Here is a 13,950-nt window from a genome sequence, read left to right on the forward strand (position 1 = left end):
GTGGGACGAAGCCGCTGCGGCTGCTGAACCAGCCGCAGTCGTGCCCGTGGCAGCAACGGATCCGTTGTACATTTTGTACACCTCCGGTACTACGGGAACTCCGAAAGGCGTGGTGCGTGACAACGGCGGCCATGCTGTGGCGCTGGCGTGGTCGATGGCGAATATCTACGGGGTAAAGGCCGGCGACGTGATGTGGACCGCCTCCGACGTCGGCTGGGTAGTCGGGCATTCCTATATCGTCTACGGGCCGCTGCTGGTCGGTGCCACTACGGTGCTCTACGAGGGTAAACCGGTGGGCACGCCGGACGCCGGAGCCTTCTGGCGGGTGGTGGCAGAGCACAAAGTGGACGTGTTGTTCACGGCTCCGACGGCGCTCCGTGCCATCCGCAAGGCCGATCCCGAGGCAAGCGAACTGGCTAAATACGACGTGTCGGGTCTCAAAGCACTCTTTGCCGCCGGAGAGCGGCTTGATCCGGAGACGTTTGACTGGATCTCAGGCAAACTTCCGGTTCCGGTCGTCGATCATTGGTGGCAGACCGAGACCGGGTGGGCTGTGTGCGCAAATCCCTTGGGCCTGGAACAACTGCCCATCAAATCGGGTTCGCCGACCGTTCCGATGCCGGGATTCGCCGTCGAAATTCTGGACGCGGATGGACGCCCGGCGGACACCGGCGTCGAAGGCAATATTGTCCTGGGGTATCCATTGCCACCCGGTACCCTGCAGACACTCTGGCGTGACGACGAACGTTATATCTCCTCGTATTGGTCCGCGTTCGAAGACTGCTACGCCACCGGTGATTCGGGCTATCGGGACGACGATGGATACATCTTCGTCATGGGCCGGACCGACGACATCATTAATGTGGCCGGTCACAGGCTCTCCACGGGAGCCATTGAGCAGGTCATCGGACGCCATCCGGCTGTTGCCGAATGCGCCGTTATCGGGCTGGCCGATCAGCTCAAGGGACAGCGTCCGGTTGCATATGTCGTGCTCAAGACGGGAGCCGAACTTGACGAGGAGCAGCTCCGGACGGAATTGGTGGCTCTTGTCCGGCAGCAGATTGGCCCGGTGGCGGATTTCAAGACCGCGGCAGTGGTCGACGGGTTGCCCAAGACCCGGTCAGGAAAAATTCTGCGCAAAACCATGCGGCAAATGGCCGACGGCGAGGAGTACGTGGTGCCCTCCACCATCGAGGACCCGGCAGTGTTGGAAGCGCTCAAGCCAGCCCTGCAGCCGGTCCGGAAGGATGCGCCTTAGACTTATTGAATGAGGCATGAACGGCTGGCGCGGAGTCCGCGGTACGGCTCTCCCGACGTGGGTTCCGGGGCGTCCACGGACACCACTGTCCCGGATGGCAGAGCATCCGCCGCCGGACTGCTGCCTGCCATTCTGCTTGCCGGCTCCGCAGTGGTGCTCTTCGTCTTCGAACTGAATCTGCCCGGCTATGCCTTACTGCTGCTGGCCGTGGTGCTGGCGTTCTTCATCGACCGGTTCCTGTTCCGGGATCTGCTGCTCATCGCCGCGGGACTGTCCATAATCAGCGCCGTGCCGATCACAACGGACATCAGCCTGGCGCATATGTTCGTGATGGGAACGGCAATGGTCCTGGCGGTCGGCATTCCGTACGGGGTATCGCGTTTCGGCTACCGCGACCATGCGGTACGTTTCCCGGTCCGGACCGGCCAGCCCTGGACCGCCGTCGAGAAGTGGTATCTCGTCGCGGTGGTAGTCATTGGATATCTGCTGTTGCCGGTCTACATGATGAGTACTGGCGTGTATCAGAACTGGCCGGCCGTTTCGGATGTGGATGGCATCCTGCGGCTGTTCCTGGGCACGAACGTGCTCGGTATCTGGGATGAGCTGTTCTTCATCTGCACCTGTTTCGCGCTGCTCCGCAGGCACTTTCCGGACTGGCAGGCCAACCTGCTGCAGGCCGTTCTGTTCACCTCGTTCCTGTTCGAGCTGGGTTTCCACAGTTGGGGGCCGGCGATGATATTCCTGTTCGCATTGGTGCAGGGATGGATCTTCAAGCTCACCAAGTCCCTGTCCTACATCGTCTGCGTCCACCTGCTGTTCGACTTCGTCCTGTTCCTCGTGCTGGTGCATGCGCACAACCGCGCGTGGCTGGACATCTTCCTCTACTAGTTGGGGTTCCGCCCGGCGTAGTGGGGTTCCCGCCGGGCGGAACCGTCGCCGCTTAGGGCCACACATCCGGGGCTTCGGCGAGGATGCCATCGATCTGTCCCATCGCACCGATCATGCCTTCCTCCATGCCCATGGCAAGCATCTGCTCCAGTTGTTCGACTGATTCGAAACTCGACACCGTGGTCATCCGGGTCCGGCCGTCGTCGACATTCTCGAATGTCACGACGGCGTGGGTCGTGCCCATATCGGTTACGGGAGCCCAGTTCTCATCGGCAAAGCCGTCGTCGAACTCCAAACGTTCCGGGGCTTGAATGGAGGTGAATTTCCACCAACCGCGGGCCTTCTCGCCGTCGGGGCCGGTCATGTAGTAACGGGCTGCACCACCGGGCACGAAGTCGTGTTCCTCAAACGTCGCCGGCCAGGTCGGTGGCCCCCACCAACGCTCCAGCTGGCGCGGGTCTTCCCAAATCTGCCAGACCCGTTCGACGCTTGCCTCGAACTCGGCGACGATGGTGAAGCTCAATGCTTCGGGGTCCCGGTGTGAATTGATGACGGTCATGGTGATGCCTTCTTATCTTCAGCAAGGATGTCTGAAATCCGGTCGACGCGTTGCCGCCAGATCGTTTCGTACTCATCGAGCAGTTGCTGCGCCCTGCGTACCGCCTCAAAATTGACGCTCACGATCTGCTCTCTTCCGCGTTTCTCCTTCAGCACGAGGGAGGCACGCTCCAACACCGCCACATGCTTCTGCACTGCAGCGAAACTCATGTCGTAGTGCGCAGCCAACTCCGATACGGAATATTCACCGGTGATAACCCGGACGACGATATCGCGGCGGGTCGCATCGGCGAACGCATGAAATATACGGTCCATCCCGGATGCACTGAGCTGATCTACAACCATATGGTTGTAGATTAGTTCGGGGCGGTGAAGATGTCAATGGCCGGCGGGTGCACAATATCTGCTCCCACCGGCCATCGCATCAGGTAAATGAAGATGTCTGCTAACGCATCAGCCACACCGTGGTTTCGGCCGGCAGCACATCACCGTCAATCGATCCGCTCGCGATGAGCAGGTCGCCCTCCGGCAGCGCAATTGGCTTGGTTCCGAAGTTTGCCACTGCCTCCCAGCCGTTCGGCCGGCGGAAATGCAGCACATCCGCGTCGCTGTCGACCCACTCGAGGTCCTCCTCAGTCTGCAGGCGGCTGCGAAACGCGAGCGCTTCGCGGTACAACGAAAGGGTGGAAGCCGGATCCGCCTGCTGCGCCTCTACCGAGCTTCCGCCGAACCATTCCGGTTGGGGCAAGTGCGCGTTGCCGGCGCCGAAGCCGAAGGACGATCCTTCGCGGGTCCAGGGCAGTGGAACCCGGCACCCGTCCCGCCCAATGTCCTTGCCGGGGTTGCGGAAGAATGCGGGGTCCTGGCGCTCGTTGGCGGGGATTTCAGCGACCTCGTTCAGGCCCAGTTCTTCGCCTTGGTAGAGATACGCCGAGCCGGGCAGACCGAGCATCAGCAGTGTCGCTGCGCGGGCACGGCGAAGACCCCCCTCCACATCGAGCCGTGGCCGGGTGCCGCCGAGCAGCAGCCAGTCGGCGCCATGTTTTGTTGTCGATTCGCCGCGGGGTGGCAACCCATAGCGCGTCGCGTGACGGACGACGTCGTGGTTTGAGAACACCCATGTCGTCGACGATCCGGTTTCCTTCGACTGCTTAAGGTTCGAGGTGATGATGCTGCGGAACTGGTTCGCGTCGAAGTCGGCCTCGAGCAGGTCGAAGTTGAAGGCCTGCCCAAGCCCTTCGGCACTGGCGTAGCGGTGGCGGCGCTGCGGCGTCGGGACCCATGCCTCGGCGACGGCGGTCCGCGGCGGATCATACTCGTTGAAGACTCCACGCCACTCGGCGTAAATCTCATGGACCTCGTCACGGTCCCAGAGGGGATGAAGGCCGGTGTCCTGGTCCATTGTGTCGAGCTCGGACTGTGAAGGCAGCACCTCCGGCAGATCCTTTGCGCAGCCGTGTGCCACGTCGACGCGGAACCCGTCCACGCCCCGATCGGACCAGAACCGCAGGGTGGTCAGGAAGTCAGCCCGGACCTCCGGGTCTTGCCAGTTCAGGTCGGGCTGCTCCTTCGCAAAGAAGTGCAAATACCATTGTCCGTCGCCGACCGGCTCCCAGGCGGGGCCGCCGAAGACGGATTCCCAGTCCGCGGGCGGAAGCCCGCCATTTTCGCCGAGTCCGTCGCGGAAGATATACCGGGCGCGCTCGGGCGATCCTTTGGGGGCGGCCAGCGCCGCACGGAACCATTCGTGCCGGTCGGAGGTGTGGTTGGGGACGATGTCGACAATGAGTTTGATGCCGGCCGCATGCAGGGCCGCGATCATCGCGTCGGCATCCTCGAGGCTGCCCAGGCGCGGATCGACGTCGCGGTAGTCGTCGACGTCGTACCCGCCGTCGGCGAGTGCCGAGGGATAGAACGGGCTCAGCCACACCGCGTCGATCCCGAGCTCCTTCAGGTAGGGAACGCGGGCAGTGATGCCGGGAAGGTCGCCGATGCCGTCGCCGTTCGAGTCGGCGAAGCTGCGCGGGTAGATCTGGTACACGGCCGCCTGCCGCCACCAGGTGGCACCAGCATGGGCCGACTCTTCGCTGGTCCCGGTTACGGGGCGGGTGTCGAGTGCGTTGGTCATCTTGTAGGGAACCGTCCTTTGGTGTGGGTTTGTCTGGAAAGGGTTTACTTGATCGCGCCCTGGGTTACCCCGGACATCACCCAGCGCTGAGTGAACAGATAGACGATGATCGCGGGGGCCATGGCCATCAGATAGGACGCGAAGGCGACGTTGTAGTTGTTGCTGAACTGGGTTTGGAACATGCTCTGCAGCACCGGAAGCGTCTGCATTGCCGGGTCCGAGGTGATAAGCGACGGCATCATGAAATCGTTCCAGGAGATGAGGAAGGCGAAGATTCCCACGGTGGCGCTCATTGGAGCCAGCAGCGGGAAAATCAGCTTCCAGAACGTCTGCCACGTGCTGGCTCCATCCAGTTTTGCGCTTTCTTCGAGTTCGGCAGGAATCGAGCGGAGGAACGCCGTGTAGAGCAGGATGCTGAAGGACAGCTGGAACATGATGTGCAGCAGAGCGACGCCCATCGGGTTGTCCAAGCCCACGATGCCGGTGAGTTTGATCTGCGGCAGCGCCACCACCGGGAACGGGAGGAACATGGTGGCCAACAGATAGAAGAACGACCACCGGAACAATTTACGGTCCCAGTTACGCACAATCGCGTAGGACGCAAGGGACGCCAGCAAAATGGTTCCGGCCACCGTGACCACTGTCACCAGCGCCGAGATGACGAACGCCCGGGGGAAATCCGTCAGTGCCCAGGCTTCCGCGAAGCTGGAGAAGGTGAGCGGAGACGGGAGGCTGAACGCGCTGCCGCTGACGGCCTGTTGCGTTGTTTTCAACGCCATCGACACGGTGACGTACAACGGCACCAGCACGGTCAGCGACGCGAGCACCAGCACGATGGTGATGGGCCAGTTGGCCCGGTCCCGGCCATACTTGCCGCGGCGTTTGCGGGTGGAGCGGTCCCGCGGCGTGGCAGGGAGTTTGGTTGTCGTATCGCTCATCAGAGGGCTGCCTTTCCGCGGGTGACGCGCAGTTGCAGCAGTGCAAGCGCCACGGCGATGATAAAGAAGATGGTTGCATTGGCCATTTGGTAGGCGTAGTCGCCGCCTTCAAAGCCGGAGAAAATCGTCATCGCGATGCTTCGGGTGGCGGTGCCTGGGCCGCCGTCGGTGAGACCGACAATGATGTCGTAGGCGTTGAGGAAGTTCTTGAAGGTGATGATCGTGTTGATCACCACGTATCCGGCAACCAGCGGCAGGGTAATGGTCCACAGCTGCTTCCAGCCCGATGCGCCGTCGATGGAGCTGGCCTCGTAGACCTCCGCGGGAACGGCGAGCAGACCCGCGATGTAGATCAGCATGGACATGGGCATGGCCTGCCATGCGGTGACAAACACGATCGACAGCCACGCCAGTTCGGGATTGGCCAGGATGCTGGTCGCCAGCGGTTCGAAGCCGATGGCCTGGCCAAACGCGGGCAGCGAATTGGAGAAGAGGTACTGGAAGACGTACGCGATGATGATTCCGGACACCACCATCGGAATGACGAAGACCGCCCGCAGTGCCACCTTCATCCGGATCTTCGATGTCAGTCCTACCGCGAGCAGGAAGGAAATGACGTTGACCACGATGACCGTGACCAGCGAAAACCCGAGCGTGAAACCATAGGAGGCCAAAATCGCAGGGTCGGAGAAGGCGGCAATGTAATTGGTGAACCCGATGAAATCGAACTCGCCAAAACCGATGGAATCGGTGAAGCTGTAGAAAAAGCCCATCACGGCGGGCAGCGTTATCGCCAAGGTGAAAATCACCAGGGTGGGGATCAGGAAGAGATAGTAGACCGGGTCTATTCGATACCGCCGCCCGGCGGCGTTGCGCCCACCCTTGCGCCGGCTGGTCCCCGGCCCTCCCGTGGTGGAATCGAGTTTGCTGCCGGTGGCGGAATCGCCTGCCCCGGACTTGATATTGGTTGTCGTCGATGACATGTGCTGTTCCTTCTTTTCTGCCGGGCTTACTGGCGGAACGCGAGCCGCGCCCAGTCCTGATCGAGCCTGCGCAGCGTGCCTTCAATGCTGGCGCCGTTGGCAATGGCCTGAATGTAGTTTTCTGCCGGGATGGTGCGCGGGATGAACTGTGAGGCGCCCATGTAGAAGCGCCCGTCGTCGTAGTAGTCCTGCATCTGCGCGATCCTTGGATCGGTGACGGGCGGCGCATCCTTTGTAGTGCCGAATGCGAGGAATTCCTTGTTGTAGGCATTTTGGGTTTTCGGCTGCATCAGGAAGGACAGGAACTTCCGTGCCTCGCTCTTGACCGTTGACATCTCGGGAATCCAGAGCGACAGGTCAATGTTGACCCGGACTTTGCGGTCGGCCGGATCGTCGGTCATCGGCAGGGGGAAGGTTCCAAGGTCGACGTCGGTCTCCGCCTTGGCAATCTCGCCGAAGGCCCAGGGCCCCTGCATGTACATGGCGGCCTTGCTTTGTGCCATGGCGGTGTTCCCATCGCCGTATCCGCGCGCAGGGGCATCCTCGTTTGAATATCCAGCCAACGTCATCATTCGGGTGACTGGCTCAAGGAAAGTCTTTTGGAATGAGACCTCCGAATGAGGCCCGACCTCGGTGCCCAGTTCGTGCATACGGTTATAGAAGGCCTCGACGTCCACCATGCCGCCGACGGTGTAGTCGAATAGACCCTGGGCAACGGTCCATGGATCGCGGAAGGTGCTGTAGATCGGTGTTACGCCGGCGGCCGTGAGCTTTTCGCACACCTCGATCATTTCCCTCCAGGTGGCCGGAACCTGGAGGTTGTGATCGGCAAAGATCTGCTTGTTGTAAATGACGGAGGACGCAGCCATGGAGTACGGCAGCACGCTGGTGCGTCCCGGGTAGGTCGCATACTGGTTGACGAGTTGCTGCACGTCGGGACGTATGCGGGCCGCCGCGGGCATGTCGCTGAGGTCCGACAATGCTCCGCGTTCCATGAAGCGTGCCATTTCGAGGTTGTAGTTGAGGCATCCGAGGTCTGGCGGATTGCTCCGGACAAAGCTGGCCGAGAGGTTCGACGATGAGTCATGGATGACGCGGATGTGTTCCTGTGAAGAGGTGAAATCTTTGGCCAGACCGGTGAAGTAGGGGATGGCTTCGGGTTTCGTCTCGTAGAACCTCACCTCGGCGCGGGCGGAGCCGGCAGAGCCGCCACAGCCGGAGAGCGCCGCCATGGCGCCGGCTGCGCTGATCCCTGCGAGGAAACGGCGTCGGGACAGCGAACTGCTCACAGTCGGATGCGAAGTGGTCACAATGGGGCCTCCCGGATGCTGTGCCGGCCGCATGGCTGGCGGTAATTGATTGTTTGACTAAATATAGTTGCAAAATAAACTCGCTGACAGACATACTGGATCGTGGAGAGCGAGGTGTCAAGACCCATGGTGATTCAGCCGGTGGCGGTATCGTTCTCGCAGCGTCGCTTCAATGCCGCCGCGATTCTTCGTTTGGCATGGGATGTTCCCGCTCTTACAGCCTCGGATGCGATGAGTGAAACGGGCCTCACCCGGTCCACCGTCATCGCGCTGTGTGACGACCTTGTGGACAGTGGATGGCTTGCTGAGCTGGCCGACGCGAGGACAGCGGGGGAGGCCTACCGAAAGGGGCGTCCGGCCAAGCGGTACGCACTTCGCGGGGACGCAGGCGTTGTCGTTGGAGTCGATGCGGGCCCGCACCGGATAACGGCAACCGTGGCCGACCTGTTTGGCAGGGAGTTGGGGCATGCGGTCGAACATGTGCCCACGGACGCAATAGAAACGGCCAACCGTGTGTCGCTGACCGACGGCGTCGTGGATGCCGCGCTGGCTGCCGCAGGTGTCTCAGCCGCGCGGGTGCTGTGCATCAGCCTTGGCGTCCCTGCCCCTACCGACCAGAACGGCGCCTCTCCCGAAGGCGAAAACTCGTTCTGGCGCCTCATGAATCCCGGATTCGCCCAGCACTTCGCTGCCCGCGGCTGGGCCACAGTCGTGGAGAATGATGCAAACCTTGCCGCGGTGGCCGAGGGCAGCATCGGGGCAGGAGCCGGGGCCCCGTCCTACATCACCTTGCTCTCGGGTGAACGGTTTGGCGCCGGATACGTAGTCAACGGACAGCTGATCCGCGGTACGAGGGGCGGTGCCGGGGAAATGCGGCTCCTGAACCTGGTCGAGAACGTGGGGTCGGCCGACGGAATCGGATTACTGCTTCGTGATTGGGTCCGAAGCGCGAAGGACTCCGGCGCATTGCCGGCGGGCAGTGCGTTGAACAATGTTTCGCTCAATAACCTGGACGCGCCCGCCGTCTTTCAGTCTGCCGATGCTGGAGACCCGTTTGCCGTCCAGCTGATCGTGCGCATGGCAGACCGGCTCGCGCGGATCTGTGCGGTTCTCGCCGGGCTGCTCGATGTGGACAGGATTGTCATTGCGGGCGCCGTGGCCGAAGCCGCTGACCTGCTGTTGGAGCGTACCCGCGCACGGCTCGCCGAAGTAACCCACACGCCGGCACCGGAGATCGTCGCTTCGCCGCTCGGAAGCGGTGTGGTGAGCGCCGGTGCCGTACGGAGGGCGCTTAGCTACACGCGCGATCACGCCCTGGACCTGGTTCTGGACGACACCATGGAATGATGAGCCCTGCCTCTCCGCCCTATGACGGCGGGTTCTGCCACAGCCCCATCAGGTTTCCTTCGCTGTCGCGGAAGTAGGCGTAGAAACCCATATCCGGAATTTCCTGCTTTGGCGTTACCGTCGTCCCGCCAAGGGTGCCGATCTTCTCTAATGTCGCATCGATATCGTCGACGTCGACCGTAATGACAGGGCTCGTCAATTCTTCGTACCGGCCGAACAACCCGCCGTTAATCGCTCCCGGTTCCGACGGCATGCCTTGCGCGTCGGTGCTGGTGGTCACCACTGTGGTGTAGTCCATCTCCGGCATCGGATTGAGCTTCCAGCCGAAGGCCGTACTATAAAAATTCCTCGCCCGGTCCTGATCGTCGGCCGGAACTTCGAAATGCACAACGCGCCCTGACATTGCATTCACCTGAATTCATGATTATGGAATGACGGGTGATCCACGCCACATTCATTGATTCTAGGCCGCCCGCGGCCGGCGCACCAGAAGCGTGCGTGCCGTCGAAAAGGGCGGGATCGAGCGACGCTCAGGAGGGCTGTATCCGTTCCTCCATAAGGAGGCGAACCGTCTTTTCGATCAGCTCGTACCCACCAGGGACTTGCCGTCCAGCACGATCGCTGGAATCTGATAGCCGGTAGCGAACTGTTGTGCCATGACTACCCCGCAAGGATTTGGCGGCGGACCCGTCGCCAAGCCCGCCGCCGTCGCCGTAATTTGTCCCGTTAGGGGATGTAGTTGAAGGTATCAGGATCCGCGCCGGTGCGCTCGCCGCGGTCCAGACCGGATATTGCCTGCATGTCCTGGCCGGTCAGCTCGAAATCGAACAGGTTGAAATTCTCCTCGACACGCGAACGCGTCACGGACTTCGGGAAGACGATATCGCCGCGCTGGATATGCCACGACAGAGTCACCTGGGCGGTCGTCTTGCCGAGCCGTTCGGCGATGTCCTTCAATACCGAATCGCCGAGTACCTTGCCTTGCGCGATGGGCGACCAGGCCTCGGTGGCGATTCCCTGGCTTGAGTTGAAGCCGCGTACCTCGTCCTGGACGAGATACGGGTGGACCTCGATCTGGTTGACCGACGGAACGGTTTCGGTCTCAGCCAGCACCCGCTGCAGATGGTGCGGCTGGAAGTTGGACACGCCGATGGACCGTACGCGGCCGGAGCGGTGAATTTCCTCCATCGCCTTCCAGGTTTCGACGTAGTCGCCTACATCGGGCAGCGGCCAGTGGATCAGGAACAGGTCGAGGTAGTCGAAGCCAAGGTCCTCCATACTCTGGTCGAACCCGCGGAGGGCATCGTCGTGGGCGTGGAAGCCGTTGTTGAGCTTGCTGGTGACGAAAATTTCGCCGCGGTCGATGCCGGATTCCCGGACCGCCTCGCCGACCTGCTTCTCGTTGCCATACATCTCGGCAGTGTCAATGTGCCGGTAGCCGATTTCGAGGGCGGCCAGCGTGGCGGCCTTCGTTTCTTCCGGCTCGATCTGGAAGACGCCGAAACCCAGCTGGGGGATAGTGACGCCGTCGTTCAGCTTGATCTCTGGTACTGCGGTCATGGTCGGGTCCTTTCCGGTTTCACCGCGGCCGCAACCGGCAGTGAGGTTGAAGATGGGTCATCAAGGGTAATCAGCAGCAGGCTTAGGATATTCCTGACGTTGGTATCATGAAGGCTGTCCACCTGCCGGAAACGCTGGCGCCTATGAAAGAGATGCCATGCCTCAAGCTCCTCAGCTGACTCTGTCCGCCGTCGTTCTTGGCGCCCCTGACGCGCAGGAACTGGCCGGTTTCTACCGGCGGCTGCTCGGCTGGAAAGAGAAATACAGCGAACCGGGATGGGTCATGCTGCAGGCCCCCGACGGCGGCGCCGGTTTGTCGTTCCAGACAGAATCCGATTATGTCCGCCCGGTCTGGCCGGAAGCACCAGGGCGGCAGCAGATGATGATGCACCTGGATATCCATGTCGATGATCTCGACGCCTCAGGGGAGCATGCGCTCGCGGCCGGAGCAACACTGGCGGAGTTCCAGCCGCAAGAGGGCGTTCGCGTCTATTTCGACCCGGCCGGCCACCCGTTCTGCCTGTTCCTGGACTGACACTCTGTTCCTGAACCGGTGCCGCAACCGCAGTTGGTTCGCGTGGAACGGCCACCTGCGACCAGCCATACTGGAGATATGAGAGCCCTGCTTGCCATTCTTGCCGTCTTGGCCGCCATCCTGCTGGTTTTCGGGATCATTATCGAAACCCTTGAATTCCTGTTCTCGGTTGGCCTGGCGCTGTTGGTCCTCGCAGTGGTGGTACTGGTGCTGCGTCACGTCACCGCCAAACGCTGAGAACGACGTCGAACGTGGGTAATGTGCAAAGCGTCGCCTCGCAATGGCTCGAGCGGTTCCTGGACGGCTTCAGCCAGGCAGCGCCGCTCGTTCCGTCGCCGGTGACTCTCGGACTGATCATCGCCGGCGCCGTCGTCCTCGCCGTCCCGGCCGCGACGTGGCGGTATTTCGGACTGTTCGTCACGGTGGTGCACGAGTTGGGGCATGCCTTCGCCGCCTTGTTCACCGGCCAGCGGCTGACCGGAATCAAGATCAACAGCGACCAATCCGGCTCCACCCACAGCCTCGGCCGCGGCGGCTGGCGGGTGGTGTGGTCCGGATTTTGGGGTTATCCGACGCCGGCACTTGTCGGCGGGGTGCTGATCTGGTGCGCACTCAATGGCTGGCACCCGGCAGCGCTGTCGATCAGCGCCGTCGTCATCCTCCTGACGCTGCTGTTCGTGCGCAACTGGTACGGCGTGGCGGTGATCGTTGGCTGTGTGCTGGTCTCGGGAGCGCTGCTGTTGTACGCGGATAGGACGATGCTGGGTTACATCACGCTCGTGCTTGGCATAGCGTTGGTGGTTGGAGCCGTCCGGGATTGGCTGAACGTGGCCTCCGTACACGTAAGACGCCGGCGCGAACTGGCCTCATCGGATGCCTACATCCTGTACCGGCGGACCAGGATTCCTGCCGGCGTCTGGTTGGCTCTGTTCGGTTCGGTGATCGCAGCGGCCGCCGTCTTCAGCATGCTCTCGCTGCGTCCGGTCCTGGCCGGAACGGTTCAGCAGCTGTTCTGAGCTTGGAGGGACCGGCGAATATACGCCCGAAATACGGCGCGGCGGCGAATGGGAATGGCGTTACCGTTACATCACGGTAACCTAGGGCGAGAGCCTCCATAGACAAGAAAGTGTGGATTGATACGTGAGTAGCGAACAGAGTTCGACGACTCTGGCGGGTAATTCCCAAGACAGTGACCCGGTCATGGGCCCCACAGGCCGTCCGCAGACCGAGTTTCCTGAACTTCGCGCGCTCGATTCCCACGGGCCTGCGCGCATTATCGCCATGGTCAATCAAAAGGGAGGCGTCGGGAAAACGACGTCGACCATCAACCTGGGTGCCGCGCTCGCCGAAGCCGGACGCAAGGTCCTGCTCGTGGACTTCGATCCGCAGGGCGCTTTGTCAGCCGGGCTGGGTACAAACCCGCATGAGCTGGACCTGACCGTCTACAACGTGCTGATGGACCGAAAAGTCCAGATCCGGGACGCAATTCAATCGACGTCGGTTGAGAATATCGACCTGCTGCCGGCGAACATTGACCTGTCGGCGGCCGAGGTGCAGCTGGTCAACGAGGTGGCCCGCGAGCAGGTACTGGACCGGGCGCTGCGCAAGGTGGCCGACGATTACGACGTGATCCTGGTCGACTGCCAGCCGTCACTGGGACTGCTGACCATTAACGCCCTGACCGCCTCGCACGGTGTCATCATTCCGCTGATCTGTGAGTTCTTTGCGCTGCGCGCTGTGGCCCTGCTGGTGGAAACGATCGAGAAGGTCCAGGACCGGCTGAACCCGGCGCTGGTGGTCGACGGCGTGCTGGCGACCATGTATGACGCCCGTACCTTGCACGGCAGGGAAGTGATCGCCAGGCTCGTCGAAGCCTTCGGCGACAAAGTTTTCGAAACAGTGATCAAGCGCGCCATCAAGTTCGCCGATGCCACCGTTGCGGCCGAACCCATCACCGCGTACGCCGGCAGCCACACGGGCGCCGAGGCCTACCGTAATCTGGCCAGGGAACTCGTCGCCCGCGGCGGCGCCCCGTAATGACTGTCCTCAAACCGGAGACCGAGTTCCAGTCTTCCGGTTTTGAGGTCCGGCTGGATAACTTCACCGGCCCGTTCGACCTGCTGCTCGGTCTGATTTCCAAGCATGAAATGGACATCACGGAGGTGGCCCTGGCCCGGGTGACCGACGAGTTCATCTCCTACATCCGCCGGCTGCAGGACAGCGGACAGGAATGGGCGCTGGACGAGGCGAGCGAATTCCTGGTCGTTGCCGCCACCCTGCTGGATTTGAAGGCGGCACGGCTGCTGCCGTCCGGTGAAGTGGAGGACGCGGAGGATGTTGCACTGCTTGAAGCGCGGGACCTGCTTTTCGCCCGACTGCTGCAGTACAAGGCGTTCAAACAGGTCGCTGCGATCATCGGCGACCGGCTCCAGGACGAAAGCAGCC

The 13,950-nt window shown here is 61.9% G+C and carries 16 protein-coding genes; 8 read left to right on the forward strand and 8 right to left on the reverse strand.

Annotated features, from left to right (window positions below):
• Nucleotides 1-1,258: AMP-binding protein (locus Y707_RS25480; protein WP_035781486.1), on the forward strand; the 1,258-nt coding region annotated here is incomplete at its 5' end.
• Between the two features lie 9 nt (nt 1,259-1,267).
• Nucleotides 1,268-2,146 (forward strand): CPBP family intramembrane glutamic endopeptidase, encoded by an 879-nt coding sequence (locus Y707_RS0111895; RefSeq protein ID WP_155852933.1) that lies wholly within the window; start codon nt 1,268-1,270, stop codon nt 2,144-2,146.
• A 52-nt stretch (nt 2,147-2,198) separates the two neighbouring features.
• Here Y707_RS0111895 and Y707_RS0111900 read toward each other — a convergent pair whose 3' ends face one another.
• From Y707_RS0111900 to Y707_RS0111925, 6 genes are all read right to left on the reverse strand, one after another.
• Nucleotides 2,199-2,705: an SRPBCC family protein gene (locus tag Y707_RS0111900; RefSeq protein WP_026535260.1), complete on the reverse strand. Its 507-nt coding sequence runs from the start codon at nt 2,703-2,705 to the stop codon at nt 2,199-2,201.
• Nucleotides 2,702-3,049 (reverse strand): ArsR/SmtB family transcription factor, encoded by a 348-nt coding sequence (locus Y707_RS0111905; protein ID WP_026535261.1) that lies wholly within the window; start codon nt 3,047-3,049, stop codon nt 2,702-2,704. The genes Y707_RS0111900 and Y707_RS0111905 overlap by 4 nt, the downstream gene beginning before the upstream one ends.
• Nucleotides 3,050-3,149: 100 nt before the next feature.
• Entirely contained in the window at nt 3,150-4,832 is a 1,683-nt protein-coding gene (locus Y707_RS0111910) for a glycoside hydrolase family 13 protein (protein ID WP_026535262.1), read from the reverse strand.
• Between the two features lie 44 nt (nt 4,833-4,876).
• Complete coding sequence (locus tag Y707_RS0111915) at nt 4,877-5,770, reverse strand: carbohydrate ABC transporter permease (RefSeq protein WP_026535263.1); 894 nt, start codon at nt 5,768-5,770, stop codon at nt 4,877-4,879.
• Entirely contained in the window at nt 5,770-6,753 is a 984-nt protein-coding gene (locus tag Y707_RS0111920) for a carbohydrate ABC transporter permease (protein ID WP_026535264.1), read from the reverse strand. The genes Y707_RS0111915 and Y707_RS0111920 overlap by 1 nt, the downstream gene beginning before the upstream one ends.
• 26 nt (nt 6,754-6,779) lie before the next feature.
• The gene (locus Y707_RS0111925) at nt 6,780-7,985 is read right to left on the reverse strand and encodes an ABC transporter substrate-binding protein (RefSeq protein ID WP_253905157.1); all 1,206 of its coding nucleotides are present in this window, start codon (nt 7,983-7,985) and stop codon (nt 6,780-6,782) included.
• Nucleotides 7,986-8,294: 309 nt separating this feature from the next.
• Here Y707_RS0111925 and Y707_RS25485 point away from each other — a divergent pair, with 309 nt between their 5' ends.
• Complete coding sequence (locus Y707_RS25485; RefSeq protein ID WP_253905147.1) at nt 8,295-9,410, forward strand: ROK family protein; 1,116 nt, start codon at nt 8,295-8,297, stop codon at nt 9,408-9,410.
• Nucleotides 9,411-9,429: 19 nt separating this feature from the next.
• Here Y707_RS25485 and Y707_RS0111935 read toward each other — a convergent pair whose 3' ends face one another.
• Both Y707_RS0111935 and Y707_RS0111940 read right to left on the reverse strand, forming a co-directional pair.
• The gene (locus Y707_RS0111935; protein ID WP_026535266.1) at nt 9,430-9,813 is read right to left on the reverse strand and encodes a VOC family protein; all 384 of its coding nucleotides are present in this window, start codon (nt 9,811-9,813) and stop codon (nt 9,430-9,432) included.
• A gap of 323 nt (nt 9,814-10,136) precedes the next feature.
• Complete coding sequence (locus Y707_RS0111940; RefSeq protein ID WP_026535267.1) at nt 10,137-10,970, reverse strand: aldo/keto reductase; 834 nt, start codon at nt 10,968-10,970, stop codon at nt 10,137-10,139.
• 157 nt (nt 10,971-11,127) lie between these two features.
• Here Y707_RS0111940 and Y707_RS0111945 point away from each other — a divergent pair, with 157 nt between their 5' ends.
• From Y707_RS0111945 to Y707_RS25495, 5 genes are all read left to right on the forward strand, one after another.
• On the forward strand, nt 11,128-11,505 hold the full coding sequence (locus Y707_RS0111945; protein WP_026535268.1) for a VOC family protein: 378 nt from the start codon (nt 11,128-11,130) through the stop codon (nt 11,503-11,505).
• 78 nt (nt 11,506-11,583) lie between these two features.
• Nucleotides 11,584-11,742, forward strand: coding sequence for a hypothetical protein (locus Y707_RS30695; protein WP_155852936.1), 159 nt, complete (start codon nt 11,584-11,586; stop codon nt 11,740-11,742).
• A 14-nt stretch (nt 11,743-11,756) separates the two neighbouring features.
• On the forward strand, nt 11,757-12,521 hold the full coding sequence (locus Y707_RS25490) for a M50 family metallopeptidase (RefSeq protein ID WP_253905148.1): 765 nt from the start codon (nt 11,757-11,759) through the stop codon (nt 12,519-12,521).
• A 124-nt stretch (nt 12,522-12,645) separates the two neighbouring features.
• Nucleotides 12,646-13,542, forward strand: a complete 897-nt coding sequence (locus tag Y707_RS0111960; protein WP_026535269.1) for a ParA family protein — start codon at nt 12,646-12,648, stop codon at nt 13,540-13,542.
• On the forward strand, nt 13,542-13,950 hold a 409-nt coding region (locus Y707_RS25495), incomplete at its 3' end, for a segregation and condensation protein A (RefSeq protein WP_162150215.1). The genes Y707_RS0111960 and Y707_RS25495, both read left to right, overlap by 1 nt.

Origin of the sequence: Arthrobacter sp. H14, from assembly GCF_000520495.1 — a bacterium.
Taxonomy (GTDB): domain Bacteria; phylum Actinomycetota; class Actinomycetes; order Actinomycetales; family Micrococcaceae; genus Arthrobacter_C.

Bases quoted from the DNA above. Each gene is read 5' to 3' on its own strand.
- Y707_RS0111915 (WP_026535263.1), bottom strand. From the start codon at position 5,770: ATGAGCGATACGACAACCAAACTCCCTGCCACGCCGCGGGACCGCTCC.
- Y707_RS25485 (WP_253905147.1), top strand. From the start codon at position 8,295: ATGAGTGAAACGGGCCTCACCCGGTCCACCGTCATCGCGCTGTGTGAC.
- Y707_RS0111925 (WP_253905157.1), bottom strand. From the start codon at position 7,985: ATGGCGGCGCTCTCCGGCTGTGGCGGCTCTGCCGGCTCCGCCCGCGCC.
- Y707_RS0111920 (WP_026535264.1), bottom strand. From the start codon at position 6,753: ATGTCATCGACGACAACCAATATCAAGTCCGGGGCAGGCGATTCCGCC.
- Y707_RS0111895 (WP_155852933.1), top strand. From the start codon at position 1,268: ATGAGGCATGAACGGCTGGCGCGGAGTCCGCGGTACGGCTCTCCCGAC.
- Y707_RS0111900 (WP_026535260.1), bottom strand. From the start codon at position 2,705: ATGACCGTCATCAATTCACACCGGGACCCCGAAGCATTGAGCTTCACC.
- Y707_RS0111905 (WP_026535261.1), bottom strand. From the start codon at position 3,049: ATGGTTGTAGATCAGCTCAGTGCATCCGGGATGGACCGTATATTTCAT.
- Y707_RS30695 (WP_155852936.1), top strand. From the start codon at position 11,584: ATGAGAGCCCTGCTTGCCATTCTTGCCGTCTTGGCCGCCATCCTGCTG.
- Y707_RS0111935 (WP_026535266.1), bottom strand. From the start codon at position 9,813: ATGTCAGGGCGCGTTGTGCATTTCGAAGTTCCGGCCGACGATCAGGAC.
- Y707_RS0111910 (WP_026535262.1), bottom strand. From the start codon at position 4,832: ATGACCAACGCACTCGACACCCGCCCCGTAACCGGGACCAGCGAAGAG.
- Y707_RS0111940 (WP_026535267.1), bottom strand. From the start codon at position 10,970: ATGACCGCAGTACCAGAGATCAAGCTGAACGACGGCGTCACTATCCCC.
- Y707_RS0111945 (WP_026535268.1), top strand. From the start codon at position 11,128: ATGCCTCAAGCTCCTCAGCTGACTCTGTCCGCCGTCGTTCTTGGCGCC.